Below are 23,905 nucleotides of genomic sequence, written 5' to 3'. Positions count from 1 at the left end.
GGCGTGATGACGGGCCAAACATGCGAGGATGAAGCTGCGACCGATTCCGCTCCCAAGTCAGCACCAGACCCATGCCCGAGTGGCTTTCTCGGCACGGTGAACGGCCAGAGTCGATGTGTTGCCGTCGAGCCCGACAAAGGTATTGAGGGCGTCAAGGGCACAAGTCAAACCAATGCTGATGGCACCAAGATCGACTCCAGGGAAACGACCAAATGCGTCGCGTCCGTTTGCACAACGACGACGACGACGACGACGACGACCAGCACAGGATCGACCAGCACGAGTACCAGCTCGCGGACCGAATCGATCGGCGATAAGTGCGAGAAAGACCCAAAGAACAAGGTCTGTCAGAAAACGCAAGGTGGTACTGGTGGTGCTACGTCGCAGATGGGCTGTGAGCAGAACTCGTCAGCTGAAGGATGCGGCGGCGAAGGTTCGCAGATCGGTGAGCTGTACGGCAAGAAAGATAAGACCGTGGCGCAGGCGTTCACGAAGGCAAAGAACGCGCTCCAGGCTTCTCCTGTGGGTAGCGCAGTCGGTGGGTTTTTCAGTGTGGGTGGCGGTGGCTCTTGCCCGCGTGTCAGCGGCAACATTCCATTCCTGAACAAGGTTGTCGTTATCGATACGTTTTGCAGTGACTTCGCTGCACAGATGTTTGCCGTCGTGCGCGCTGTGTTGTTGATGCTCGCAACGTGGATGGCATTCCGCATTGCCATCGACAACTGAGGTTCCAACATGCTCAAAGAATTTACTGATTGGCTTCTCAAGCTCATTGAGAAGCTGTTCCTTGCCGTGTGGAACTTCCTCACCGACATATTCGTTTCCCTCCTCGGTGAGGTACTTGACGCCTTTGTTTCTCTCATCGCGTCGATCCCCATGCCGGGGTGGCTCACTGGGGGCCTTGGTGGCGTGTTTGGGTCGATGGACGGCGGTGTGATCTGGGTCGTGACTCAGTGCGGCATACCGGGTGCGCTCGCGATCATCGGCGGCGGTTATGCGTTTCGCATGCTCCGAAAAATCTTCACTCTGTTCCAGTGGTAAGTCATGGCAATCCTGTTTTATGAGGGTCTTCCGCGCTCGGGCAAGTCCTACGAATCAATGAGTACGCTGGTGATCCCGTGGCTCTTGAAGGGGCGCGAGGTTGTGGCGTATATCGAGGGTGTTGAGACTGCTGAATGTCAGCAGCGGATTGCCGAAGCCTCGGGGTTGCCTCTGGATCGAGTACAGGCGTTGCTGTTCCCGCTCACGCGTGAGGACATGCGGCCGCGTGAGGTCCAGCGCAAGGGAAAGACGGTTCAGATTGACGGTACGTGGATTGAAAAGACGCGTGACAACGCATTGCACGTGTTCGATGAGGCGCAGAACTGGTGGCCTAACAAGATCAAGGCTACGGATGAGTTGACCCAGTTCGTGACAGAGCATGGGCACCGAGGCATCACGATCCTCCTGATGGGGCAATCGCTGCTCGATGTGCTTGCCCTCTGGCGCCGGCGCGTCGACCAAAAGTTCATTTTTCTGAAGCTCACGGCGCTCGGCTCCGACAAGCGTTATCGCGTTGCGATCTACAAGGGCCAGGGCAACGGTGAGTTTGTCAAGGTGTCAGACAAGCCTGGGAAATACGACCCGAAGTATTTCGGCACTTATAAGAGTCACACATCCGCCGATATCGACACCGACACGTACACCGATAACCGGGCCGTCTTTTGGAAAGGCTCGATGGTCAAGTACGGCGCGGTAATGGTGCTGTGCTGCCTTGTGTTCGGCGGCTGGAAGGTATGGGCGTTTTTCCATCCGACTGAGGTCGCGAAGGCAAAGCCGGGCAGTGTGTCGGTGGCGCAGGCTATTCCACCAGCTCCAGTCGCGTCAGCGGCCCCGTCAATCGCGTCAAAGCCATTGGCTGAGGCTGCACCCTCACGTGATGCGCGAACCCCTCAGGAGCGCTATTTCGCTGACTTGGGCAGCAAGGGCCGGGTGCGGCTGTCCGGGTTGATGGTGTTCAAGGGAAAGACTGCCGGCGTCGTCGAGTGGTTGGATGGGAATACGCGGGTCATAGAGCGCATCGGCATCGACACGCTGCAGCAGCTCGGCGTGGCCGTCGAGGTTGTGGGGCCATCCGTGAAGCTGAGCATCGGCGACTGGAGCGCCTTGGCCACGATGTGGCCGGTTGAGGCTGAGGGGCGAGTGTCGGAGATCCGGCAGGCCGTTATTCGCGGCGATGCTGGTGAAGCTGGTCCGCGCATGGGTTCTGGTGCATCTGTGTCGCCTTCTGGCCTGACGGTGATTGACGGTGCGAAGGGGGCGGCCGCTGCGCCTGCTCCGAAGGCTGAGACCGATGCGCCCATGCCGCGTGTTCAGCCCGGTTCGAAGTGGTCTTTTCAAACGGGCGCCTGACGCTCTAGGAGGGCGTTTCGGGGTGCAGGTATCGGCGCGCTGCGGAGGCGTTTCGTTACCGGGTTGCCTAGTCGGCGCGCATTTCGGGCAGGTGGGCGGTAGTTGCTGCTCGATTGCGGGCTGGCTGGCGGTGCTCTCGAAGGTCCCGTTGTGCGTCGCGCATCCCGTCACGGACTCCCCAGCGAATGATGAGGTAGAGCACGTACAGCCATAGGATGGTCACGATGATGGTGAGAGCGATTCCGGCTACGTACCAAGATGCCAGTGTTCTCTGTATCTCGTTGATCGACTGTGCGGGCATTTGGATCCTCCTGTAGAGTCTTGAAAACTTATTGTTACATGTTCTTCGGGGAGGGGAATCCGTGCTGATCGGGTATGCGAGGGTGTCAACTAGCGAACAAGAAACGCATCTCCAGTTGGATGCGCTGCGAGCGGCTGGGGTGCGGCGTGTTTTCGCAGAAAAGGGGAGTTCTGTCGGACCTCGGCCAGAGTTGCGCAAGGCGTTGGCAAGCATGGCGGAGGGCGATGTGTTGGTCGTGTGGAAGTTGGACCGCCTGTCGCGAGGGCTGGTAGACCTGCTAGGCCTTATCGAGCAGCTCAAGGCCAGCGGCTGCGGGTTTCGGTCGTTGACCGAGCCTATTGATACGACGAACCCGCTCGGTGTGTTCATGCTCCAGGTGCTCGGCTCTGTGGCCCAGCTCGAGCGCTCGCTGATCCGTCAGCGGGTATTGGCTGGTCAGGTGTCGGCCTATCAGCGCGGGATTCGATGGGGTGGGAGTGTCCGGAAGCTTGATGATCAGCAGGTTGCTGAGCTTCGTAGGTTGAAGGCGGAGGGGGTGCCTGTCAGGGTGTTGGCAGAGCTGTTTGGCATTGCTCGCTCAACGGTGTTTGACTATGTGGGTGCTAGGCGTGTGAGTCCGAGGGTCAGGATGCCTGTACTTGGAAGGCTTGTTGAGACTGAGGCAGGGGTTTCTTCCTCGGGGCGGCTGGGAGGAAAGTCCGGTTGAAGTAGGATGCAACGAGACCATTATCCGCACCCGAACCCCTCCGTTTCCATGACAGAACCGACCCTTCACGACGTGGCCTGCAACGACGCCCAGGGCGGTCATCGCATGGCCTATTGGCAATGGGGCGACGCGCACAGCGCGCATGTCGTGGTCTGCGTGCACGGGCTGACCCGGCAGGGCCGCGATTTCGACGTGCTCGCGCAAGCCATCGTGGCGCGCGCGGGCGGCGACGTGCGCGTGGTCTGTCCCGACGTGGTCGGGCGCGGCCGCAGCGATTGGCTGCGCGACCCTGCTTTCTATCAAGTGCCTGTGTATGCGGCCGACATGGTGGCGCTGATCGCGCAACTGCACGGCGAGCATCCCATCGACACGCTCGACTACGTCGGCACAAGCATGGGCGGGCTGATCGGCTTCGTGCTGGCCGGCCACAAGGAGCTGCCGCTGCCGCGGCCCATTCGCCGTTTCGTCGCGAACGATGTCGGCCCCACGGTCGAGCCCGCCGCCATCCAGCGCATCGGCGCGTATGTGGGCAAGAGCGGCCAGTTTCCGAGCGTGCAGGCCGCGGCCGATGCGATGTGGGCCCTGTCGACCACGTTCGGGCCGCACACGCCCGAGCAGTGGCGCGCGCTGTCGCAGCACATGGTGGTGCCGGCTTCTGAGCGCAGCGCCGACGGTGCCGCCAAGACCGCCAGTGCCGGCCCGGTGGGCGAGGGCGCCTGGGTGCTGCACTACGACCCGGCCATCGGCGTGCCGTTGCGGGCCATCACGCCCGAGATCGCGGCGCAGGGCGGGGCGGTGATGTGGAGCCTGTACGACGCCATCGAGGCGCGCGCGCTGCTCACGCGCGGCGCGGCGTCCGACCTGCTGTCGCCCGAAACGGCGGCCGCGATGACGCAGCGCGGGCCGCGTGCCACGCTCGTCGAGTTCGAGGGCGTGGGCCACGCGCCGACTTTCGTCGATCCCGCACAGGTCGCCGTTGTCACGAATTTCCTGTTCGATTGAGGGCATCGTGAAGCGAGAGTCTGCGAACCTTCAGACGGCACCCCTGTCCGACGGCGTCATGGTCGATTACCCGCTGTCGGCCGCCACGGCCGACCGCTCGCCGGTCATGGAGAACATGCTGGCACGCGCCCGCGCGTTCGCCGAGCCGCTGATCGCCGACGAAAAACTCGACACCGGCGAGAACACGCTGGCGCACGCCGATGCCGTGGCCGCCATCGTCGCGAAGATGGGCGGCTCCGAGGCGATGCAGGCGGCGAGCTACCTCGTGTACTCATGCCAGCACCTGAACCGTCCGCAGGAAGTGATCGCCAAGGTCTTCGGCGATAACTTCGCGGCGCTTGCGGTCGAGACCACCAAGCTCGTGCGCGTGCAGGAGCAGGCGCGCACGGCCTCGCAAGGGCACCACGCCGAAGGCGCCGGCGCGCAGACCGAGAACGTGCGCAAGATGCTGCTCGCGTTTTCGCGTGACCTGCGCGTGGTCATGCTGCGGCTGGCCTCGCGCCTGCAGACGCTGCGGCATGCGGCGGCCAGCAAGCAGCCCGCGCCCGAAAGCGTGGCGCGCGAGTCGCTGCAGGTGTTCGCGCCGCTCGCGAACCGGCTGGGCATCTGGCAGGTGAAGTGGGAGATCGAGGACCTCTCGTTCCGCTTTCTCGAGCCCGAGACATACAAGCTGATCGCGCGGCTGCTCGACGAGAAGCGCATCGAGCGCGAAGGCCATGTCGAGCAGTTGCGCTCGCAGCTGGAGCACGAACTGCAGGCCGAAGGCGTCAAGGCCACGGTGCAGGGACGCCCGAAGAACATCTACAGCATCGTCAAGAAGATGCGCGGCAAGTCGCTCGACTTCGAGCAGGTCTTCGACATCCTCGCGCTGCGTGTGGTGGTGCCGGACGTGAAGGACTGCTATGCCGCGCTGGCCTGGGTGCACTCGCACTTCCAGCCCATCGACGAGGAGTTCGACGACTACATCGCGCGGCCCAAGCCGAACGGCTACCAGTCGCTGCACACGGTGGTGCGCGAGATCGTCGACGGCAAGGTGGGCAAGCCGATCGAGATCCAGATCCGCACCGAGGAAATGCACGACCACGCCGAGCATGGCGTGGCGGCTCACTGGGCCTACAAGGAAGCGGGCCACAAGGGCTACGCCGGTGTCTGGGCGAGTGGCGAGTACGACGCCAAGATCGCCGTGCTGCGCCAGCTGCTGGCCTGGGAGCGCGACCTGTCGGGCGGGCTGCAGGGGCAGGGACTGTTCGACGATCGCATCTATGTGCTCACGCCCGATGCCGCCATCGTCGAGTTGCCGCAGGGCGCCACGCCGGTCGACTTCGCCTACACGGTGCACACGACGCTGGGGCATCGCTGCCGCGGTGCGCGTGTCGATGGCGCGATGGTGCCGCTGAACACGCCGCTGTCGAATGGGCAGACGGTCGAGATCATGGCGGCCAAGGAAGGCGGTCCGTCGCGCGACTGGCTGAATGCGGAGCTCGGTTATCTGGCGAGCCATCGCGCGCGCGCCAAGGTGCGTGCCTGGTTCAACGCGCAGATCACGCACGAGACCGTGGCGCGCGGACGCGAGGCCGTCGAGAAGCTGCTGCAGCGCGAAGGCAAGACGGCCATGCGGCTCGAGGACCTGGCGTCGCAGCTCGGCTTCAAGTCGGCGGACCATCTGTTCGAGGTGGTCGGCAAGGACGAGTTTTCGCTGCGCAACATCGAGACGCTGCTGCGTCCGCCCGAGCCGGCGCTGAACCCTGACGACGGCGTGCAGATCAAGAAGGCGCGCGGCAGCGAGAAGTCGGGCAAGGGCGGCGTGCTCGTGGTGGGCGTGTCGTCGCTGATGACGCAGCTCGCCAAGTGCTGCAAGCCGGCGCCACCGGATGCCATCCGTGGCTTCGTCACACGTGGCCATGGCGTCAGCGTGCATCGCGCGGATTGCAGCAACTTCCGCACGATGGCCGCGAAGGACGGCGAACGCGTGATCGATGTCGAATGGGGCCTGCCGAAGAAGGGCTCTGATGCGCCGGTCTATGCAGTGGATGTGGCTGTGGAAGCAGCCGACCGCCAAGGGTTGCTGCGCGATATCTCCGACGTGTTTGCACGCGAAAAGATGAACGTGATCGGCGTGCAGACGCAGTCGATCAAGGGCACGGCGTGGATGACGTTCACCGTGGAAATCGCCGATGCCGCGCGTTTGACGCAGGTATTGAGTGTGGTGACTGCAGTGACTGGTGTGCGATCTGCACGTCGGCGCTGAAAAGGGCCATTTCTCCTGCTATACTCGATGCTTCTCTTAGGCGCGTAGCTCAGTTGGTTAGAGCACCACCTTGACATGGTGGGGGTCGTTGGTTCGAATCCAATCGCGCCTACCAAATTCAAACACGGGTTGCAGCGATTTCGCTGCAACCCGTTCGTCGTTTGGACGACGTGTTTGTCTCTGGATTCGCCCGGTCGTCCTGAGCGATCGGCGCAAGCAAAAAAACCTTTCACGGGCGGCCCTTCGCGCGGTGCAGGCAAGGTGCCTGAGCCATGTGGTTGTGCTACCTTGAGCGGTCTGCCAACCTTCTCGAATTTCCTTGATAAGCGATCTGATGAATACGCGATCAACGTCTGTTGATCGGGCGCACGCCAACCACCGCGTGGCCGCATTGCTCAAGCAAGCTCCTCTTGAATTCGCGCGCGCGGTCTACGGCATCAATGACCTTGCCGCCGGCCGCGCCGACACCATGGCCGCACGCGAAGTGGCGCGTGCACAACGACAGGGCATGCCGGTGACCGAGGAGCGCGCCGAGCAGCGCGCACGCGCCTATCTTCCGACGGCGGGACAGGAGCATTGCCCCCGGTGCTGGGTGGTCTACGGGCAGAAGATCCCGCTGCGATTCAGGTTGTCGACCCCCGAGCGTCCCGAAACTGCAGCGTGTCATGCGTGCGGTGCCGAGTACGGGACCGCGTCGGACGCCTGAAGAAGAATCACGGTCAGGGTAAACCTTGTCGCGATGCAGCAAAACCGCTCCCTAGAATCATCCGATGACATGGGCGTCCATGTGAAGGAGTCTGTAGTGCAGAGCAAGAAGTCCGGGGTGAAGCCGGTCCAGCGTGTGATCAAGAAGTACCCCAATCGACGGCTCTACGACACGGAGACATCCACGTACATCACGCTGACCGAGGTCAAGCAGCTGGTCATCAAGAACGCGCAGTTCGTGGTGCGCGACGCCAAGACAGGCGACGACCTCACGCGCAGCATCCTGCTGCAGATCATCCTGGAAGAAGAGGCCGGCGGCGCGCCGATGTTCACCGAGCAGGTGCTGGCCAACATCATCCGTTTCTACGGACAGGCCATGCAGGGCTACATGGGCCCCTACCTCGAGAAGAACATCCAGGCCATGACCGAGATGCAGGCCCAACTCGCCGAAAAGGCCGAGGGCCTGACGCCCGAGATGTGGTCGCGCTTCATGACCATGCAGTCGCCGATGATCCAGGGGCTGATGGGCAACTACGTCGAGCAATCGAAGAACGTCTTCCTGCAGATGCAGGAGCAGATGCAGAAAAACACCGAGCAGGTGCTGGGCGCCTTTGGCATCAAGCGCCCCTGAGCGCCGCGCGGCGGCCCGCCCGAATGGGGTGACTGCCCGATGAATGCCCCGCTGTCACCGATAGCTGGGACAATAGAGGCCTATGAGCGAAGTTGCCTCCCCTGAACGTACCGTCACGCCGACCGCCCCCAAGGTCGGCTTCGTCAGTCTTGGTTGCCCCAAGGCCTTGACTGATTCCGAATTGATCCTGACCCAGCTGAGCGCCGAGGGCTATCAAACCGCCAAGACTTTCGAGGGCGCCGACCTCGTCATCGTCAACACCTGCGGCTTCATCGACGATGCTGTGAAGGAAAGTCTGGACACCATCGGCGAAGCGCTCGCCGAGAACGGCCGTGTGATCGTCACCGGCTGCCTGGGCGCCAAGACCGGCGACCAAGGCGGCAACCTCGTGCGCCAGATGCACCCCAGCGTGCTGGCCGTCACCGGCCCGCATGCCACGCAGGAAGTGATGGACGCGGTGCACGCCAACCTGCCGAAGCCGCACGATCCGTTCATCGACCTCGTGCCCAACACCTTCGGCGTGGCCGGCCTCAAGCTGACGCCGCGGCACTACGCTTATCTGAAGATCAGCGAAGGCTGCAACCACCGTTGCACCTTCTGCATCATTCCCTCGATGCGCGGCGACCTGGTCTCGCGTCCGGTGGGCGATGTGCTCAGCGAAGCCAGGGCCTTGTTCGAGGGCGGCGTGAAAGAGCTGCTGGTGATCAGCCAGGACACCTCGGCCTACGGCGTCGATGTGAAGTACCGCACTGGCTTCTGGGATGGCAAGCCGGTCAAGACCCGCATGCTCGAACTCGTGCGGACGCTGGGCGAAATTGCCGAGCCGTATGGCGCCTGGGTGCGCCTGCACTACGTGTACCCGTATCCGAGCGTCGACGAAATCATTCCGTTGATGGCGAGCGGCCTGGTGCTGCCGTACCTCGACGTGCCGTTGCAGCACAGCCACCCCGACGTGCTCAAGCGCATGAAGCGGCCGGCCAGCGGCGAGAAGAACCTGGAGCGGATCGCTCGTTGGCGCGAGGTCTGTCCCGAACTCGTGATCCGCAGCACCTTCATCGCCGGTTTCCCGGGCGAGACGGAGCAGGAGTTCGAGCACCTGCTCGACTTCATCCGCGAAGCCGAGATCGACCGTGCGGGCTGCTTTGCCTACAGCCCGGTCGAAGGCGCCACCGCCAACGACATTCCGGGCATGCTGCCCGAGACCGAGCGCGAAGCGCGCCGCGCCCGCTTCATGGGGGTGGCCGAGGCCGTGTCGATCTCCAAGCTGCAAAAGCGCATTGGCTCGACCATGCAGGTGCTGGTCGATTCAGCGCCGGCGCTGGGTCGCAAGGGTGGGGTGGGGCGCACGTACGCCGATGCACCGGAGATCGACGGCACCGTTCGCCTCCTGCCGCCCGAGAAGATCAGCAAGACGATGAAGGTCGGCGAGTTCACGCGTGCACGCATCGTGGGCGCTGAAGGCCACGACCTGATCGCGTTGCCCGTTTGATGCACCTGATTCAAACGGCCAAGAAAAAAGCCACCGGAGGCCGGTGGCTTTTTATAGAAGACCTGGTAAGGGTCTGTTCAATCTTGGTGCCCAGAAGAGGACTCGAACCTCCACGATGTTACTCGCTAGTACCTGAAACTAGTGCGTCTACCAATTCCGCCATCTGGGCTGATTTTGCTTCTCAGCAAAGACTACGATTATATACACAAATTTGGCGCGCTCTTTTGAGCGTGTCGAAATTTCAGCTTCTGCGCGACATCGCTCGTGCGGCGGGCGTCCTGCCGAAGGCGGGTGGGTGCGATCGTGCGTGCATGGCCGGCGTCGAGGGGTGCGATCTGACGATCGCGTCGCCCGTTTGATGCAGTTTCGAGCGGCCATGAAAAAAGCCACCGGAGACCGGTGGCTTCAATCGAATGACCTGGTAAAGGTCTGTTTAAACTTGGTGCCCAGAAGAGGACTCGAACCTCCACGATGTTACTCGCTAGTACCTGAAACTAGTGCGTCTACCAATTCCGCCATCTGGGCCCACATGACTGCAGAAGCAGCCACGTTTTGAATTTCAGGAAAGAAGGAGATCATATCAAAAATAATGTCACTTCCAGCAGCTTGTTGGATGAAATCGAAGGAACTGTTCAAGGACATCGCGACGGGCACGGCTTCGTGCAACGCGACGACGGCGAGGCAGATATCTACCTGCCGCCGAATGAGATGCGCGCGGTGCTGCACAAGGATCGCGTCAAGGCGCGCATCGTGCGACAGGACCGTCGCGGCCGCCCCGAGGGGCGCGTGGTCGAGATCGTCGAGCGACCCGAGCAGCCCATCATCGGCCGCTTGCTGCACGAAGGCGGGATCTGGCTCGTTGCACCGGAAGACAAGCGCTACGGCCAGGACGTCCTGATCCCGAAGGGCGCCACCGGCCCCGCCAAAGTCGGCCAGGTCGTGGTCGTCCAGCTCACCGAGCCGCCGGCCTTGTTCGGCCAGCCCGTGGGCCGCGTGAGAGAAGTGCTGGGCGAGATTGACGACCCCGGCATGGAAATCGAGATCGCCGTGCGCAAGTACGGCGTGCCGCATGAGTTTTCCGCGGAGTGCCTGGCGCAGGCCAAGGCCCTGCCCGAGAAGGTGCGCCCCGCCGACAAGAAGGGCCGCATCGACCTCACCGACGTGCCGCTCGTCACCATCGACGGCGAGGACGCCCGCGACTTCGACGACGCCGTGTACTGCGAGCCCGCCAAGGTGGGCCGCGGCAAGGGCTGGCGCCTGCTGGTCGCCATCGCCGACGTCAGCGCCTATGTGCAGACCGGCTCGGCCATCGACATCGATGCGTACGACCGCGCGACCAGCGTCTACTTCCCGCGCCGCGTGATCCCGATGCTCCCCGAGAAGCTGTCGAACGGCCTGTGCTCGCTCAACCCCGAGGTCGAGCGCCTGTGCATGGTGTGCGACATGCTGGTCGCAGCCGATGGCGAGATCTACGCCTACCAGTTCTATCCGGCCGTGATGTTCAGCCATGCGCGCTTCACGTACACCGAAGTGGCCGCCATCCTCGGCAACACGCGCGGCCCGGAAGCCGCCAAGCGCAAGGAGCGCGTCAAGGACCTGCTGAACCTCGCCGATGTCTACAGGGCCCTGCTCAAGCAGCGCGGCAAGCGTGGCGCGGTCGACTTTGAAACCACCGAGACGCAGATCATTTGCGACGACGCCGGCCGCATCGAGAAGATCGTGCCGCGCACGCGCAACGAGGCGCACAAGATCATCGAAGAGGCGATGCTCGCCGCTAACGTCTGCAGCGCCGACTTCATCGCCGAAGGCAAGCACCCGGGCCTGTTCCGTGTGCACGAAGGCCCCACGCCGGAGAAGAAGGAAATCCTGCGCGGCTACCTGAAGGCCATGGGCGTGGGCTTGAGCATCACCGACGATCCGCGTCCCGGTGAATTTCAGGCGATCGCCGAAGCCACCAAGGAGCGTCCCGACTCGCAGCAGATCCACACCATGCTGCTGCGCTCGATGCAGCAGGCAATCTACACGCCGTTCAACAGCGGCCACTTCGGTCTGGCCTACGAGGCCTACACGCACTTCACGAGCCCGATCCGGCGCTACCCCGACCTGCTGGTGCATCGCGTGATCAAGGCGATCCTCGGCAAGACGCGCTACCAGCTGCCGATGCTGCCGGCGCCGGGCGAGGCGCATGCCAAGCTGGCCAAGCGCCTGGCTTCGCGCGTGAAAGCGCCAACGACCAAGCCGCAGAAAGCCACGATCGCGCCGACCAAGGAAGTGCTGGCATGGGAAGCGGCGGGCCTGCATTGCAGCGCTAACGAACGCCGCGCCGACGAGGCCAGTCGCGACGTCGAGGCCTGGCTCAAGTGCAAGTACATGCGCGAGCACCTCGGCGAGGAGTACGGCGGCGTGGTCACTGCCGCCACCACCTTCGGCATCTTCGTCACGCTTGATGCGATGTACGTTGAGGGCCTGGTGCACATCACCGAGCTCGGCGGCGAGTACTTCAAGTTCGACGAGATGCGCCAGGAGCTGCGCGGCGAGCGCACTGGCATCCGCTACGCCATCGGCACACGGGTGCGGGTGCAGGTGAGTCGCGTCGACCTCGATGGCCGCAAGATCGACTTCCGCCTCGTGCGCGAAGGCGAAGACCTGACCTCGCGTGCGATGAAGGACAAAGGCAGCGCACCGGTGAAGGCGTCGGCCAAGCGAAGCGCTCGCCACAAGGCGGAGGCCGGTGGCGAGTCACGGTCGGAGCACGGCGGCGGCGCTGCCGTGGCACCCGCCGGCCCGCAATCGGCGATGCAGGCCTTCAAGTCGGCGGTGAAGAAAGCCGCCAACAAGATGCAGGGCAAGGGGCGTAAGCCCCGCCGCGGATGAGATGCGCCGTGCACACTACGTGTTTACCGTGTGTATGGACCAGCTGAAAAGGAGACATGAAGCATGAGCGTGGAAAACAACAAGGGCCGCATCGCGATCGTCACGGGCGCGGGGTCGGGCATCGGCCGTGCGGCCGCGCTGGCTCTGCTGGCGGACGGCTGGAGCGTGGCCCTTGCGGGGCGCCGCCTCGAGCCGCTGGAGCAGGTGGCGGAAGAGTCGGGCGCCGGTGCGCGCGCCTTCGCGGTGCCGACCGATGTGGCCAATGCCGACTCCGTGCAGGCACTGTTCGGCGCCACGGTCGAGCGCTTCGGGCGCGTCGACCTGCTGTTCAACAACGCCGGCGTGGGCAACCCGCCGGGACCGTTCGAAGACTGGACGCCCGAGCAGTGGAAGGGCGTGGTGGACATCAACCTCACCGGCATGTTCTTCTGCATCCAGCAGGCCTTCCGCACGATGAAGGCGCAGACGCCGCGAGGCGGCCGCATCATCAACAACGGGTCGATCTCGGCGACCACGCCGCGGCCGAATTCTGCCGCCTACACCTCGACCAAGCACGCGGTCGAAGGGCTGACCAAGACTGCTTCGCTTGACGGCCGCAAGTACGACATCGCGGTGGGGCAGGTGGACGTGGGCAATGCCATGACCGAGCTGGCCGCGCGCATGGCCACCGGCGTGCCGCAGGCCAATGGCGAGCTCGCGATCGAGCCGCTGATCGACGTCAAGATCGTCGGCCAGTCGGTGCTCTACATGGCGAACCTGCCGCTGGAAGCCAACGTGCTCTTCCACACCATCATGGCCACGAAGATGCCCTTCGTCGGGCGCGGCTGAGTCCTGCGCTCAGTCGGGCGCGCGGCGGGCCAGCGAGCCTGCCGTGAGCGGGGCCGCATCGGCCGGCCACAGGTCGGCGATGCGGCCGTGCTGCCAGACGGCTTCGCACGCTGCCTCGAACGCGGGGCGGCGCATCGCGAGCGCCGCGCCGATCATGCCGGCGAGCACATCGCCGGTGCCTGCGGTGGCGAGGCGGGCATTGCCGGTCGGGTTGATGACCGGCGGCTCGTCGCTTGCATCGGCAATCACTGTTCCAGAACCCTTGAGCACTGTCACCGCGCCGAAGCGCGATGCCAACGCGCGGGCCGCGGCCAGGCGGTTGGCTTGCACGCCACCCGTCGTGTCGCCGAGCAGGCGCGCGGCTTCCAATGGATGCGGCGTGATCACGGTGGGAGCGCCGGCCTGGCCTCGCGCGATCAGTTGCGCCTGAAGTGACGGATCGGCGGCGATGGCGTTGAGCGCGTCGGCGTCGAGCACCAGCGCGGCGGCCATCGACAGCACGCGCGGCAGCAGTTCGCGCACGGCATCGCCGCCACCGCAGCCGCACACGACCGTCATGCCCGCGAGGTCCAGCGCGTGGGCGTCGCGCAGCATCAGCTCCGGCTGCGAGGTGTCGACCGGCGCTGCGCGGGGATCGAGCAATCCGACGAACACGCGTCCCGCGCCCCCATGGAGCGCGGCCGAGCCGGCCAGCAGCGCAGCGCCGGCCATGCCCGAAGCGCCGCCGATCACCGCGACATCGCCGTAGCTGCCTTTGTGCGAGGCGTGGGTGCGCGGCTGGATGCTGGGCGTGCCTGCGAGGCGGGCCGTCGGTCGCTCTCGGGCGAAAGAGCTGCAGCCCAGGTCGTCGAACCACACCATGCCGGCTGCGTCGCGGCCTTGCGCCGTGAACAGGCCGGGTTTCAGTGTGAGGAAGGTGAGGGTGGCGCGGGCCGATGTCGATACTTGGTCTACGTTGGAACTCAAAGTGCCAGTGTCGGCATCGAGGCCCGAAGGCACATCGGTGCTGAGCACTGGCGAGGCGCTCGCGTGCATCCGCGCGAGCCATTCGGCCATCGTGCCTGAGGGCGGGCGGGTCGATCCGATGCCGAGCAGCGCATCCACAGCCAGCTCGAAGCTCGATGGTGGCGCCGAAGCGAAGGTGACGCCCGCATCGCGCGCACGCTGCAGCGACGCCTTGGCATCCGCTGGCAGCCGGCCTTCATCGCCCACGAAGGTGACGACCGGAAAGAAGCCGCGATGTCGCAGTTGCGCCGCGGCTTCGAAGCCGTCGCCGCCGTTGTTCCCGGGGCCGCAGGCGATCCAGATCGTTCGCGCGTGCGGCGCGAGCGCCATCGCGAGCCGTGCGGCAGCGAGGCCGGCGCGCTGCATCAGCGTATGAGGTGGAAGGGCGGAGGCTGCTGCCTGCTCGATGCGACGCGTGGCGGCGATGTCGAACAGGTCGGCGGCGCTGGCGGACGTGATGCGATGCATCGAGCCATTGTGCCGCCGGGGCGGCTGCCTATCATCGCGACATGACGCTGAGAAAAATCGCCTGGCTGCTCTGCTTGTTGCTGGCGTGGTTTGTCGCGAATGTCTTCACGCTGATGGCGTTGGATGGCGGTGTCACTTGGGCGCTAGGCTTGCTGGCCTTGTTCTGGGGAAGTTTGTGGCTGGCCGCGCGAGTTGGCTGGTCGCGTCTGGGCCATTTGGCCTGGGCCGGAAGCGTGGCATACGGCATTGGCGTGGTGCAGTGGCTCGATCGCATCGACACGTCCCAGGGGTTGCCCCGCTGGCTGCTGGCGGGCACGATCTTGCTGAGTCTTGCCGCATTTTCCTGGGTGATGCCGATCCTGGTGTCTTGGGATGGCGACAGGCGCAGGCCGAAGCCAGTAGAGCCGCTGCCGGTGGAAAAACCGGCCACCCCCGAGCAACTGCGCCGCTGGGGCCCTAAAGACTGAGCCGTTCGATTCCCAGGCCTTCGAGGTCGATGCCCGGGTCTTGCCCTGCGATCAGGTCGCCGAGTACGCGTGCGCTGCCGCACGACAACGCCCAGCCGCTCGAGCCGTGGCCCAGGTTGAGCCACACGCCCGGAATGCCGCTGGCGCCCAGCACCGGTGGGCCGTCGGGCAGCATCGGTCGGGCGCCTTTCCATTGCTGGATGCCCGATTGCAGTGTGGCTGCGCCCGGAAACCAGTCGTGCAGCACTTTGTAGAGCGTCTGGATCGCGGCCGGGCTCATGGCGTCGGGCGAGCCGCCGATCTCGGCGCTGCCGGCCACGCGCACGCGCTGGCCCAGACGGGAGATCGCGACCTTGTAGCGTTCGTCCATCACCGCGCTGCGCGGTGCGTTGAGCGGCTCGCGCACCGGGGCGCTGACCGAGTGGCCGTAGACCGGTGCCAGCGGAATGCGCAGCCCCAGCGGACGCAGCAGCGCGGCGGACGACAGGCCGGCGCAGACCACGATGGCGTCGAACTGCAGCGCGTCCGAGCCGCTGGCCAACGTCAGCGAGGTGGGCGCGGCGCGGCTCAAGGGCGCGATGTCACAGTTGAAGTGGAACTGCGCGCCCAAAGCCTCGGCTTCCCACTTGAGCAGCAGTGCGAACTGGCGGCAGTTCGCGACCTCGTCTTCCGGCAGGTGGATCGCGCCTGCCAGCGGGGTGTCGGGGTTGAGCGCGGGCTCGATCAGGCGGGCCTCGTCGGCGTCGATCTCGCGGAACACGCTGCCGGCCGAGCGCAGCACCTCCAGCCCGGGCTGCACCAGCTTTTTCTCGCGCTTGGAACGCAGCAGCACCAGGTAGCCATCGCTGCGTTCGTAGCTCAGCTCGCGCGCTTCGGTCACCGCGTGCAGCCGGGTGCGGCTGTAGAAAGCCAGCCGCTGCATGCGGGCGCGGTTGGCCAGGTAGGTCTCGAGCTTGCAGGCCTTCTGCCAGCGCGACATCCAGCTGAGGTCGCGCGAACTCAGCGGCCAGCGCAGCTTGATGGCGCCGTGCGAAGACAGCAGCGAGCGCAGCACCTTGCCGCGCATGCCCGGTGCGGCCCACGGCGTGACATAACCCGGCGCGACCACGCCGGCGTTGGCGAAGCTGGCCTCTTCGGCGGCGGCGCCGCGGCGTTCGAACACGCTCACTTCATGGCCGTCGGAAACCAGTTCCCAGGCGGTGGTGACGCCGACGATGCCGGCGCCCACGATCGCGATTTTCATTGAAATGTTCTAGATAAAAGAAGCGGCTGACGCCCGTGAGGCGGGCGGTGACAGCGGTTATTTCTGCAGCGTGCGTTCGGCCTGGAGCGCCACCGCGAGCACGGCGTCGTCGTGCATCGCGCCGTGCCACAGCATCAGGCCGACCGGCAGTTCGCCGGCGACGTGGCAGGGCAGCGAAATGGCGCAGCCGTCGAGCATGTTGACGATCGACGGGTTGCGCAGCAGCAGCGCGTTGACGCGGAAGAATTCGTCGTCGCGCTCGGCGCCCGGTGCCACGCTGGCGATGGACGGCGCCGTGATCGGCACGGTCGGCGACACCACGGCGTCGAACGGTGCCAGCGCCTTCTCGACACGGGCGATCCAGTCGCGGCGGGCGCGGACCAGGTCGATGTACTCGTGCGCCTTCATGCCCGCGCCGCGCAGGATGCGCTGCGCCACGCGCGGGTCGTAGCCGGCGCCGCTGCGCTCCAGCAGCAGCCGGTGCCAGGCGTACGACTCGGCCGCCGAGAAGCCGCCGGTGGCGTTGATGGCCTGCAGGTCGGCCAGCTCGGGCAGTTCGATCTCGTGGATATGAGCGCCCGTGGCGCGCAGGGTCGCGAGGGTGCGCTCGAAGGCCGTGGCCACGGTGGGCTCGAGGTCGTCGAGGAAGACGTTCTTCACGACGGCCAGCCGGTAGGCCGACAGCGGCGCCGAGCCGGGCGTCACCTGCCGCGCCGAGAGAATTTCGTGCGCGGTGACGGCGTCGCGCACCGAACGGGTCATGGCGCAGACGGTGTCGAGCGTGGTCGACAGGGGCAGTGCGCCGTCGGCCGGCGTGAGGCGGGCGGTGTTCTTGAAGCCGACGATGCCGTTCAGCGCCGCCGGGATGCGGATCGAGCCGCCGGTGTCGGAGCCCAGGCCGATGAAGGCCGCACCGCTCGCCACCGAGATCGCCGCGCCGGAGGACGAGCCGCCCGGAATGCGCGGCGTGGCAGCGTCACTCACGTTGGCCGGCGTGCCGTGGTGCGGGTTGACGCCGACGCCGGAAAAGGCGAACTCCGTCATGTTGGTGCGCCCGGTCAGCACGCCGCCGGCGGCGCGCAGTCGGGCCACGGCGAGCGAATCGGCTGGGGCGGCCGGTGCGTGCGAGAGCACGGCCGAGCCGGCGGGTGTCGGCTGGCCGGCGACGTCGAACAGGTCCTTGCTGGTGAAGGCAAGCCCGGCGAGGCGGCTTTCGGGCGCCGATGCGGCGGCGGCCGCGCGGGCCTCGTCGAACATCGTGCGGGTGAAAACGTGGGCGCAGGCGGGAGATTCGGAGAGGGCGATGGCGCGCTCCATTTCGGTGCGCGCATCGGAACCGCCAGCCAGAAGGGTGAGACGGGTGGCGTGAAGGTCGTTCATGGCGTCGAGGGTACCTTGGAACGGCTCGGTTCGAGGGAGGAGGGGGTGGCCGCCGTGCTATACTCTTTGGGTTTCGCTGGTTATGCGACAGTTTTGTCGCCGCCAGTCAAGCACATCCGCAAACCGGCCCAATCAAGGTGTTGCGACCCCGTCGAAGGGGCGCAAAACGGGCTGGATTTTAGACCCAACCTTTGGAGTAAATTCAATGTCGACCACCATGCGCGAAATGCTGGAAGCCGGTGTCCACTTCGGTCACCAAACCCGCTTCTGGAACCCCAAGATGGCTCCGTTCATCTTCGGTCACCGCAACAAGATTCACATCATCAACCTGGAAAAGTCGCTCCCGATGTTCCAGGACGCGATGAAGTACGCCAAGCAACTCACGGCCAACCGCGGCACCATCCTGATGGTCGGCACGAAGCGCCAGGCCCGTGAAATCGTGGCTGCCGAAGCTCGCCGCGCCGGCGTGCCTTTCGTCGACACCCGCTGGCTCGGCGGCATGCTGACCAACTTCAAGACCGTCAAGACCTCGATCAAGCGTCTGAAGGACATGAAGGCCCAGCAAGAAGCCGGCCTCGACAGCCTGAGCAAGAAAGAGCAGCTCACGTTCTCGCGCGAAATCGCGAAGCTCGAGAAGGACATCGGCGGCATCCAGGACATGGCTGCGCTGCCCGACGCCATCTTCGTGATCGACGTGGGCTTCCACAAGATCGCCGTGGCCGAAGCCAAGAAGCTCGGCATCCCGCTGATCGGTGTGGTCGACTCCAACCACTCGCCCGAAGGCATCGACTACGTGATCCCCGGCAATGACGACTCGTCGAAGGCCGTCACGCTGTACGCCCGTGGCATCGCCGACGCCATCATCGAAGGCCGCAACAGCGCCGGCGGTGACGTGGTCAAGGCCGTTGCTGAAGGCAGTGGCGACGAATTCGTCGAAGTCGAAGAAGGCGCTTCGGCCTGATAGGCGCGTTCGCGAGCCTGAAGAAGGGGCTTTGGTGCCCCTTTTTTTTAACCTGATTTTTGGATTTACGGAGATACACAAATGGCTGCAATCACCGCAAGCATGGTCGGCGAACTGCGCGCGAAGACCGATGCGCCCATGATGGAATGCAAGAAGGCCCTGACGGAGGCCGACGGCAACATGGAAAAAGCCGAAGAGCTGCTGCGCATCAAGCTCGGCAACAAGGCTGGCAAGGCATCGGGCCGCATCACTGCTGAAGGCGTGGTCACGGCTTTCGTCGACGGCGCTGCCGGCGGCATGATCGAAATCAACTGCGAAACCGACTTCGTCACCAAGAACGACAGCTTCCTGGCCATGGCCAACGCTGCCGCGATGCTGGTCGCCAAGAACAACCCCGCCGACATCGCCGCGCTGGGCGCGCTGGCCTACGAGCAGGACGGTTTTGGCCCCACGCTCGAAGACGTGCGCAAGGGCCTGATCGGCAAGATCGGCGAGAACATGAGCTTCCGCCGCTTCAAGCACTTCACGGGCAACGGCAAGCTGGCGTCGTACCTGCACGGCACGCGCATCGGCGTGATGGTCGAGTTCGAAGGTGACGACACCTCGGCCAAGGACGTCGCGATGCACATCGCCGCCATGAAGCCGGTCGCCATCCAGGCCTCCGACGTGCCTGCCGAGCTGATCGAAAAAGAGCGCGCCGTGGCCGCTGGCAAGGCTGAAGAAGACCGCAAGACGGCCGAAGCCGAAGGCAAGAAGCCGCAGCCGGCCGACATCGTTGCCAAGCGCATCGAAGGCGGCGTGCAGAAGTACCTCAAGGAAGTCTCGCTGCACAACCAGCCGTTCGTGAAGAACGACAAGCAGACCGTCGAGCAGATGCTCAAGGCCGCCGACACCACGATCAAGGGCTTCACCCTGTACGTGGTCGGCGAAGGCATCGAGAAGAAGGTCGACGACTTCGCTGCCGAAGTCGCTGCCCAGGTCGCTGCTGCCAAGGCTGCCGCCTGATCCGGCAGGCCTCCAAGCGGCGGTGCGCGACAGCGTGCCGCCGCTTTTTCACCGCCACGTTTTACACTCGCCCCCGCCAACCTTCTAAGGAAAATGCCCATGTCTGATGCCCGCCCAGCCCACAAGCGAATCTTGTTGAAGCTGTCGGGCGAGGCGTTGATGGGCGATGACGCCTTCGGCATCAACCGCGCCACCATCGTGCGCATGGTCGAAGAGGTGGCCGAGGTCGTGAACATGGGCGTCCAGGTGGCGGTCGTGATCGGTGGCGGCAACATCTTCCGCGGCGTCGCGGGAGGCTCCGTCGGCATGGACCGCGCCACGGCCGACTACATGGGCATGCTGGCTACCGTCATGAACTCGCTGGCCCTGGCCGACGCGATGAACAAGCAGGGCCTCGTGGCCCGCGTGATGTCCGCCATCGCCATCGAGCAGGTGGTCGAGCCCTATGTGCGCCCCAAGGCCCTGCAGTACCTCGAAGAGGGCAAGGTCGTGGTGTTCGCTGCCGGTACCGGCAACCCCTTCTTCACGACCGACACGGCCGCCGCGCTGCGCGGTGCCGAAATCGGCGCCGAGCTGGTGCTCAAGGCGACCAAGGTGGACGGCGTCTACACCGCCGATCCCAAGACCCACCCCGAAGCCACGCGCTACGCCTCGCTCACCTTCGACGAGGCGATTGCGCAGAATCTCGGCATCATGGACGCCACGGCCTTCGCGCTGTGCCGCGACCAGAAGCTGCCGATCAAGGTGTTCTCGATCTTCAAGAACGGCGCCCTCAAGCGCGTCGTGATGGGCGAGGACGAGGGCACGCTGGTGCATGCCTAGGAGTAAATGAGATGACCATTGCAGACATTCGCAGTGCGACCGACGCGAAGATGAACCAGTCGCTCGCCGCCTTCCAGAACAACCTCACCAAGATCCGCACGGGCCGCGCCAACTCGGCGCTGCTCGACTCGATCCATGTCGAGTACTACGGCTCGCAGGTGCCGCTGAGCCAGGTGGCGAACGTGTCGGTGCTCGACTCGCGCACCATCAGCGTCCAGCCCTGGGAAAAGGGCATGGGCGCCAAGATCGAGAAGGCCATCCGCGAAAGTGACCTGGGCCTGAACCCGGCGTCGATGGGCGACCTGATCCGCGTGCCGCTGCCCGCCATGAGCGAAGAGCGCCGCAAGGAAATGACCAAGCTGGTCCGCAACGAAGGCGAAAGCGCCAAGATCGCCACGCGCAACCTGCGCCGTGACGCGAACGAGGCGGTCAAGAAGCTCGTGAAGGACAAGCTGGCCTCGGAAGATGACCAGAAGCGCGCCGAAGGCGACATTCAGAAGGTCACCGACAAGCACATCGCGGAAATCGACCGTCTGGTCGCCGCGAAAGAAGCGGAGATCATGGCCGTTTGAGGCTCCGCATGGCCTCCTCGCCGCAGACGACGCCCCCTCCGCACCACGTTGCCATCGTCATGGATGGCAACGGCCGGTGGGCCACCAAGCGCTTCCTGCCTCGCGTGGCGGGGCACAAGCAGGGCGTGGAGTCGTTGCGGCGCTGCGTCAAGGCCTGCGCTGACCGTGGCGTGGGCGTGCTCACCGTGTTCGCGTTCTCCTCGGAGAACTGGAACCGCCCCCCTGAAGAAGTTTCCGGGCTGATGCAGCTGATGGTCGCGGCACTCGCACGCGAAGTGCCGCGCCTCAATGCCGACGGCGTGCGGCTGCATTTCGTGGGCGAACGCGCCGGCCTGTCCGACAAGATGGTGGCCGGCCTGGTGTCGGCCGAGCAGACCACGGCGCACAACACGCGTCTGATTCTCAACATCTGCTTCAACTACGGCGGGCGCTGGGACATCGCGCGCGCCGCGGCCAAGCTTGCCGAGCAGGGCCTGCCCATGACCGAGATGAACCTCGATCGCGCCATGGCGCTGGCCCACGTGCCCGACCCCGACCTGTTCATCCGCACGGGTGGCGAGCAGCGGCTGTCGAATTTCCTGCTTTGGCAGAGTGCCTACGCCGAGCTGTTCTTCAGCGACAAGCTGTGGCCCGAATTCGACGAGGCTGCACTGGACGAGGCCATCGCCGCGTTCCAGGGCCGCGAGCGTCGCTTCGGCCAGACCTCGGCGCAGGTCTCGGCTTCCGCGGCCTGACAACGGCCCGACACCACCTTCCGCATGCTCAAACAACGCATCCTCACGGCGATCGTGCTGCTCGCGATCCTGCTGCCGGCGCTGTTCTACCGAAACCACATTCCCTTTGCCTGCGTGATGCTGGTGCTGATCGGCGCCGCCGCGTGGGAGTGGGGGCGCCTGAACGGCTACGGGCAGGGCATGTCGCTGTTCCTGGGGGCCGAGATGGTGGCGTTGTGTGGGCTGTCGTGGTGGCTGGGGCTGCTGGAGCAGCGCCTGTTTCTCATGTGGTCCCTGGCCAGCGCGGCCTGGGTGCTCGGCGGCGCGGCGCTGCTGCGCGTCGCGGTGGGCGGCTGGCCCCGCATTCCGCGCGGGCTGCGGCTGGTGGGCGGCCTGCTGGCGCTGTGGGTCGCATGGCTCGCGGCGGTGCAGGCGCGCATGGTCGGCATCAACTTCCTGCTGTCGATCCTGGTGCTGGTCTGGGTGGCGGACGTGTTCGCCTATTTCGCCGGCCGCGCCTTCGGCCTGAAGTTCACGCGCGCCAAGCTGGCGCCCGCCATCAGTCCCGGCAAGAGCTGGGAAGGTGTCTGGGGCGGCATGGCCGGCGTCATCGTGCTGGCGTTCGCCTGGGTCTGGGCCGACAAGAGCCTGGGCGCCACGGTGCCCAGCCTCTACACCCGCCTGCATGAGCGCGGCTGGTGGCTGCTGTTGATCGGGGCGGTGTTCCTGGCGGCGATGAGCGTCGTCGGCGACCTCGTCGAATCGCTGATCAAGCGCAGCGCCGGCGCCAAGGACAGCAGCCGGCTGCTGCCCGGCCACGGCGGCGTGCTCGACCGCGTGGATGCCCTCTTGCCGGCACTTCCCATTGCCATGATGCTGGCTTTCCTGTGAACACTCCCAAACAACGTGTCACGGTGCTTGGCTCGACCGGTTCGGTCGGTGTCAGCACGCTCGACGTCATTGCCCGCCACCCCGAACGTTTCGAGGTGTTTGCGCTCTCGGCGGCCACCAAGGTCGACGAGCTGCTGGCCCAATGCGCGCGCTTCTCGCCGCGCTTCGCAGTCATGGCGAGCGCGCCGCATGCCGCGCTGCTGGCCGAAAAGCTCAAGCAGAACAACCTGCCGACCCGCGTCCTGATGGGCGACGATGCTCTCGAAAGAATAGCGTCGGACGACGAAGTCGACGCCGTGATGGCCGCCATCGTCGGTGCCGCCGGTCTGGCGCCGTGCCTGGCTGCCGCGCGCGCCGGCAAGCGCCTGCTGCTGGCCAACAAGGAAGCCCTGGTCGTCGGCGGTGAGCTGTTCATGCGCACGGTGCAGGAGGGCGGCGCCACGCTGCTGCCCATCGACAGCGAGCATTCGGCCATTTTCCAGTCGCTGCCCGAAGACCCGTCCACCTGGGCGCGGCGCATCGACAAGATCATCCTGACCGCCTCGGGCGGCCCGTTCCGCACCCGAGCACCCGACACGCTGGGCGCCGTGACGCCCGAGCAGGCCTGTGCGCACCCGAACTGGGTCATGGGCCGCAAGATCTCGGTCGACTCGGCAACGATGATGAACAAGGCGCTCGAGGTGATCGAGGCGCGACACCTGTTCGGCGTGTCGCCGGAGCAGATCGAGGTCGTCATCCACCCGCAGAGCGTGGTCCATTCGATGGTGCAGTTCACCGACGCCTCGGTCATCGCCCAGCTCGGCACGCCCGACATGCGGGTGCCGATCGCGGTCGGGCTGGCCTGGCCGGAGCGCGTCGAGAGCGGGGCGGCACGGCTCGATTTCCGTCAGATGGGCTCGCTGACCTTCGACGCGCCCGATCCTGCGCTGTTCCCCGGCCTGGGCCTGGCGTGGCAAGCCTTGCGCGCCGCTTCAGGCACCACGGCGGTGCTGAACGCGGCCAACGAGGTGGCTGTGGCCGCCTTTCTTGACCGGCGCCTGCGTTTCGATCGCATTCATGCGGTCAATCTGGAAACTTTGGAGGCGGTCATGCCCTCCAAGCCGGCATCGCTGGCTGACCTGCTGGCGCTCGACGCCAGCGCCCGCGAGGCGGCCAATGCCGCCGCGGCACGTTTCGCGGCCTGATTCCCTACAGCGCAGAGGA

The 23,905-nt window shown here is 65.3% G+C and carries 23 protein-coding genes and 3 tRNA genes; 20 read left to right on the top strand and 6 right to left on the bottom strand.

Annotation, left to right across the window (positions count from 1 at the left end; all coding sequences use genetic code 11):
- The first annotated feature begins 96 nt into the window (after nt 1-96).
- Genes ACAM52_RS12460 through ACAM52_RS12450 form a run of 3 tightly spaced genes read left to right on the top strand, consistent with a single transcriptional unit; the run spans nt 97 to nt 2,391 of the window.
- Nucleotides 97-726 (top strand): hypothetical protein, encoded by a 630-nt coding sequence (locus ACAM52_RS12460; protein ID WP_369647180.1) that lies wholly within the window; start codon nt 97-99, stop codon nt 724-726.
- Nucleotides 727-735: 9 nt separating this feature from the next.
- Nucleotides 736-1,041, top strand: coding sequence for a hypothetical protein (locus ACAM52_RS12455; protein ID WP_369647179.1), 306 nt, complete (start codon nt 736-738; stop codon nt 1,039-1,041).
- 3 nt (nt 1,042-1,044) lie between these two features.
- Nucleotides 1,045-2,391 carry a zonular occludens toxin domain-containing protein gene (locus ACAM52_RS12450; protein ID WP_369647178.1) on the top strand — a complete coding sequence of 449 codons (1,347 nt, stop codon included), beginning with the start codon at nt 1,045-1,047 and terminating at the stop codon, nt 2,389-2,391.
- A gap of 67 nt (nt 2,392-2,458) precedes the next feature.
- On the opposite strand, the gene ACAM52_RS12445 is transcribed toward ACAM52_RS12450, so the two are convergent.
- Nucleotides 2,459-2,692: a DUF6019 family protein gene (locus ACAM52_RS12445; RefSeq protein ID WP_369647177.1), complete on the bottom strand. Its 234-nt coding sequence runs from the start codon at nt 2,690-2,692 to the stop codon at nt 2,459-2,461.
- A gap of 61 nt (nt 2,693-2,753) precedes the next feature.
- On the opposite strand from ACAM52_RS12445, the gene ACAM52_RS12440 reads away from it, so the two are divergent.
- The 7 genes from ACAM52_RS12440 to rimO all read left to right on the top strand — a co-directional run bounded on the left by ACAM52_RS12440 (nt 2,754) and on the right by rimO (nt 9,473).
- Nucleotides 2,754-3,398: a recombinase family protein gene (locus ACAM52_RS12440; RefSeq protein WP_369647176.1), complete on the top strand. Its 645-nt coding sequence runs from the start codon at nt 2,754-2,756 to the stop codon at nt 3,396-3,398.
- Nucleotides 3,399-3,446: 48 nt separating this feature from the next.
- A complete protein-coding gene (locus ACAM52_RS12435; protein ID WP_307583485.1) occupies nt 3,447-4,400 on the top strand; it encodes an alpha/beta fold hydrolase in 954 nt (317 codons plus the stop codon).
- 58 nt (nt 4,401-4,458) lie between these two features.
- Nucleotides 4,459-6,648 carry a bifunctional (p)ppGpp synthetase/guanosine-3',5'-bis(diphosphate) 3'-pyrophosphohydrolase gene (locus tag ACAM52_RS12430; protein ID WP_369647175.1) on the top strand — a complete coding sequence of 730 codons (2,190 nt, stop codon included), beginning with the start codon at nt 4,459-4,461 and terminating at the stop codon, nt 6,646-6,648.
- Nucleotides 6,649-6,686: 38 nt separating this feature from the next.
- Nucleotides 6,687-6,763 (top strand) — tRNA-Val (locus ACAM52_RS12425).
- Nucleotides 6,764-7,030: 267 nt separating this feature from the next.
- The gene (locus ACAM52_RS12420) at nt 7,031-7,354 is read left to right on the top strand and encodes a hypothetical protein (RefSeq protein ID WP_369647174.1); all 324 of its coding nucleotides are present in this window, start codon (nt 7,031-7,033) and stop codon (nt 7,352-7,354) included.
- A gap of 69 nt (nt 7,355-7,423) precedes the next feature.
- The gene (gene phaR / locus ACAM52_RS12415; protein ID WP_062480702.1) at nt 7,424-7,984 is read left to right on the top strand and encodes a polyhydroxyalkanoate synthesis repressor PhaR; all 561 of its coding nucleotides are present in this window, start codon (nt 7,424-7,426) and stop codon (nt 7,982-7,984) included.
- A gap of 82 nt (nt 7,985-8,066) precedes the next feature.
- Nucleotides 8,067-9,473 carry a 30S ribosomal protein S12 methylthiotransferase RimO gene (gene rimO, locus ACAM52_RS12410; RefSeq protein ID WP_369647173.1) on the top strand — a complete coding sequence of 469 codons (1,407 nt, stop codon included), beginning with the start codon at nt 8,067-8,069 and terminating at the stop codon, nt 9,471-9,473.
- 84 nt (nt 9,474-9,557) lie between these two features.
- Here rimO and ACAM52_RS12405 read toward each other — a convergent pair.
- Nucleotides 9,558-9,642 (bottom strand) — tRNA-Leu (locus ACAM52_RS12405).
- Between the two features lie 271 nt (nt 9,643-9,913).
- Nucleotides 9,914-9,998, bottom strand: a tRNA-Leu gene (locus tag ACAM52_RS12400).
- Between the two features lie 81 nt (nt 9,999-10,079).
- Here ACAM52_RS12400 and rnr point away from each other — a divergent pair.
- Together rnr and ACAM52_RS12390 are read left to right on the top strand one after the other, a co-directional pair.
- Entirely contained in the window at nt 10,080-12,347 is a 2,268-nt protein-coding gene (gene rnr, locus ACAM52_RS12395; RefSeq protein WP_369647172.1) for a ribonuclease R, read from the top strand.
- Nucleotides 12,348-12,410: 63 nt separating this feature from the next.
- Entirely contained in the window at nt 12,411-13,175 is a 765-nt protein-coding gene (locus ACAM52_RS12390; RefSeq protein ID WP_062471631.1) for an SDR family oxidoreductase, read from the top strand.
- Between the two features lie 9 nt (nt 13,176-13,184).
- Here ACAM52_RS12390 and ACAM52_RS12385 read toward each other — a convergent pair whose 3' ends face one another.
- Nucleotides 13,185-14,648: an NAD(P)H-hydrate dehydratase gene (locus ACAM52_RS12385; protein ID WP_369647171.1), complete on the bottom strand. Its 1,464-nt coding sequence runs from the start codon at nt 14,646-14,648 to the stop codon at nt 13,185-13,187.
- 41 nt (nt 14,649-14,689) lie between these two features.
- Between ACAM52_RS12385 and ACAM52_RS12380 the strand changes: the two genes are divergently transcribed.
- A complete protein-coding gene (locus ACAM52_RS12380; RefSeq protein ID WP_369647170.1) occupies nt 14,690-15,115 on the top strand; it encodes a hypothetical protein in 426 nt (141 codons plus the stop codon).
- On the opposite strand, the gene ACAM52_RS12375 is transcribed toward ACAM52_RS12380, so the two are convergent.
- Together ACAM52_RS12375 and ACAM52_RS12370 are read right to left on the bottom strand one after the other, a co-directional pair.
- On the bottom strand, nt 15,105-16,358 hold the full coding sequence (locus tag ACAM52_RS12375) for a D-amino acid dehydrogenase (protein ID WP_369647169.1): 1,254 nt from the start codon (nt 16,356-16,358) through the stop codon (nt 15,105-15,107). The two genes, ACAM52_RS12380 and ACAM52_RS12375, sit on opposite strands and share 11 nt — an antisense overlap.
- Nucleotides 16,359-16,415: 57 nt before the next feature.
- Nucleotides 16,416-17,738, bottom strand: coding sequence for an amidase (locus tag ACAM52_RS12370; protein ID WP_139704627.1), 1,323 nt, complete (start codon nt 17,736-17,738; stop codon nt 16,416-16,418).
- 205 nt (nt 17,739-17,943) lie between these two features.
- Here ACAM52_RS12370 and rpsB point away from each other — a divergent pair, with 205 nt between their 5' ends.
- From rpsB to ispC, 7 genes are all read left to right on the top strand, one after another.
- Nucleotides 17,944-18,699, top strand: coding sequence for a 30S ribosomal protein S2 (gene rpsB, locus ACAM52_RS12365; protein ID WP_062471618.1), 756 nt, complete (start codon nt 17,944-17,946; stop codon nt 18,697-18,699).
- Nucleotides 18,700-18,780: 81 nt separating this feature from the next.
- Nucleotides 18,781-19,704 carry a translation elongation factor Ts gene (tsf, locus tag ACAM52_RS12360; RefSeq protein WP_139704625.1) on the top strand — a complete coding sequence of 308 codons (924 nt, stop codon included), beginning with the start codon at nt 18,781-18,783 and terminating at the stop codon, nt 19,702-19,704.
- Between the two features lie 99 nt (nt 19,705-19,803).
- On the top strand, nt 19,804-20,526 hold the full coding sequence (pyrH, locus tag ACAM52_RS12355; protein WP_095947731.1) for a UMP kinase: 723 nt from the start codon (nt 19,804-19,806) through the stop codon (nt 20,524-20,526).
- A gap of 11 nt (nt 20,527-20,537) precedes the next feature.
- Nucleotides 20,538-21,098 carry a ribosome recycling factor gene (gene frr, locus ACAM52_RS12350; protein WP_062471609.1) on the top strand — a complete coding sequence of 187 codons (561 nt, stop codon included), beginning with the start codon at nt 20,538-20,540 and terminating at the stop codon, nt 21,096-21,098.
- A gap of 8 nt (nt 21,099-21,106) precedes the next feature.
- A complete protein-coding gene (uppS, locus tag ACAM52_RS12345) occupies nt 21,107-21,832 on the top strand; it encodes a polyprenyl diphosphate synthase (RefSeq protein WP_369647168.1) in 726 nt (241 codons plus the stop codon).
- Between the two features lie 24 nt (nt 21,833-21,856).
- Nucleotides 21,857-22,702 (top strand): phosphatidate cytidylyltransferase, encoded by an 846-nt coding sequence (locus tag ACAM52_RS12340; RefSeq protein ID WP_369647167.1) that lies wholly within the window; start codon nt 21,857-21,859, stop codon nt 22,700-22,702.
- Nucleotides 22,699-23,886, top strand: coding sequence for a 1-deoxy-D-xylulose-5-phosphate reductoisomerase (ispC, locus tag ACAM52_RS12335; RefSeq protein WP_095745190.1), 1,188 nt, complete (start codon nt 22,699-22,701; stop codon nt 23,884-23,886). The genes ACAM52_RS12340 and ispC overlap by 4 nt, the downstream gene beginning before the upstream one ends.
- Nucleotides 23,887-23,905: the final 19 nt, after the last annotated feature.

The organism is Variovorax sp. V118, assembly GCF_041154445.1.
Classification (GTDB): Bacteria; Pseudomonadota; Gammaproteobacteria; order Burkholderiales; family Burkholderiaceae_C; genus Variovorax; species Variovorax boronicumulans.
Note: the sequence above shows the minus strand (reverse complement) of the source record. Positions and strands in the feature narration are given on the sequence as shown.

Bases quoted from the DNA above. Each gene is read 5' to 3' on its own strand.
- rpsB (WP_062471618.1), top strand. From the start codon at position 17,944: ATGTCGACCACCATGCGCGAAATGCTGGAAGCCGGTGTCCACTTCGGT.
- ACAM52_RS12390 (WP_062471631.1), top strand. From the start codon at position 12,411: ATGAGCGTGGAAAACAACAAGGGCCGCATCGCGATCGTCACGGGCGCG.
- ACAM52_RS12435 (WP_307583485.1), top strand. From the start codon at position 3,447: ATGACAGAACCGACCCTTCACGACGTGGCCTGCAACGACGCCCAGGGC.
- uppS (WP_369647168.1), top strand. From the start codon at position 21,107: ATGGCCTCCTCGCCGCAGACGACGCCCCCTCCGCACCACGTTGCCATC.
- ACAM52_RS12380 (WP_369647170.1), top strand. From the start codon at position 14,690: ATGACGCTGAGAAAAATCGCCTGGCTGCTCTGCTTGTTGCTGGCGTGG.
- ACAM52_RS12445 (WP_369647177.1), bottom strand. From the start codon at position 2,692: ATGCCCGCACAGTCGATCAACGAGATACAGAGAACACTGGCATCTTGG.
- ACAM52_RS12370 (WP_139704627.1), bottom strand. From the start codon at position 17,738: ATGAACGACCTTCACGCCACCCGTCTCACCCTTCTGGCTGGCGGTTCC.
- rimO (WP_369647173.1), top strand. From the start codon at position 8,067: ATGAGCGAAGTTGCCTCCCCTGAACGTACCGTCACGCCGACCGCCCCC.
- ACAM52_RS12455 (WP_369647179.1), top strand. From the start codon at position 736: ATGCTCAAAGAATTTACTGATTGGCTTCTCAAGCTCATTGAGAAGCTG.
- frr (WP_062471609.1), top strand. From the start codon at position 20,538: ATGACCATTGCAGACATTCGCAGTGCGACCGACGCGAAGATGAACCAG.
- ACAM52_RS12430 (WP_369647175.1), top strand. From the start codon at position 4,459: ATGGTCGATTACCCGCTGTCGGCCGCCACGGCCGACCGCTCGCCGGTC.
- pyrH (WP_095947731.1), top strand. From the start codon at position 19,804: ATGTCTGATGCCCGCCCAGCCCACAAGCGAATCTTGTTGAAGCTGTCG.
- ACAM52_RS12385 (WP_369647171.1), bottom strand. From the start codon at position 14,648: ATGCATCGCATCACGTCCGCCAGCGCCGCCGACCTGTTCGACATCGCC.
- ACAM52_RS12340 (WP_369647167.1), top strand. From the start codon at position 21,857: ATGCTCAAACAACGCATCCTCACGGCGATCGTGCTGCTCGCGATCCTG.
- ACAM52_RS12375 (WP_369647169.1), bottom strand. From the start codon at position 16,358: ATGAAAATCGCGATCGTGGGCGCCGGCATCGTCGGCGTCACCACCGCC.
- ACAM52_RS12450 (WP_369647178.1), top strand. From the start codon at position 1,045: ATGGCAATCCTGTTTTATGAGGGTCTTCCGCGCTCGGGCAAGTCCTAC.
- phaR (WP_062480702.1), top strand. From the start codon at position 7,424: ATGGGCGTCCATGTGAAGGAGTCTGTAGTGCAGAGCAAGAAGTCCGGG.
- tsf (WP_139704625.1), top strand. From the start codon at position 18,781: ATGGCTGCAATCACCGCAAGCATGGTCGGCGAACTGCGCGCGAAGACC.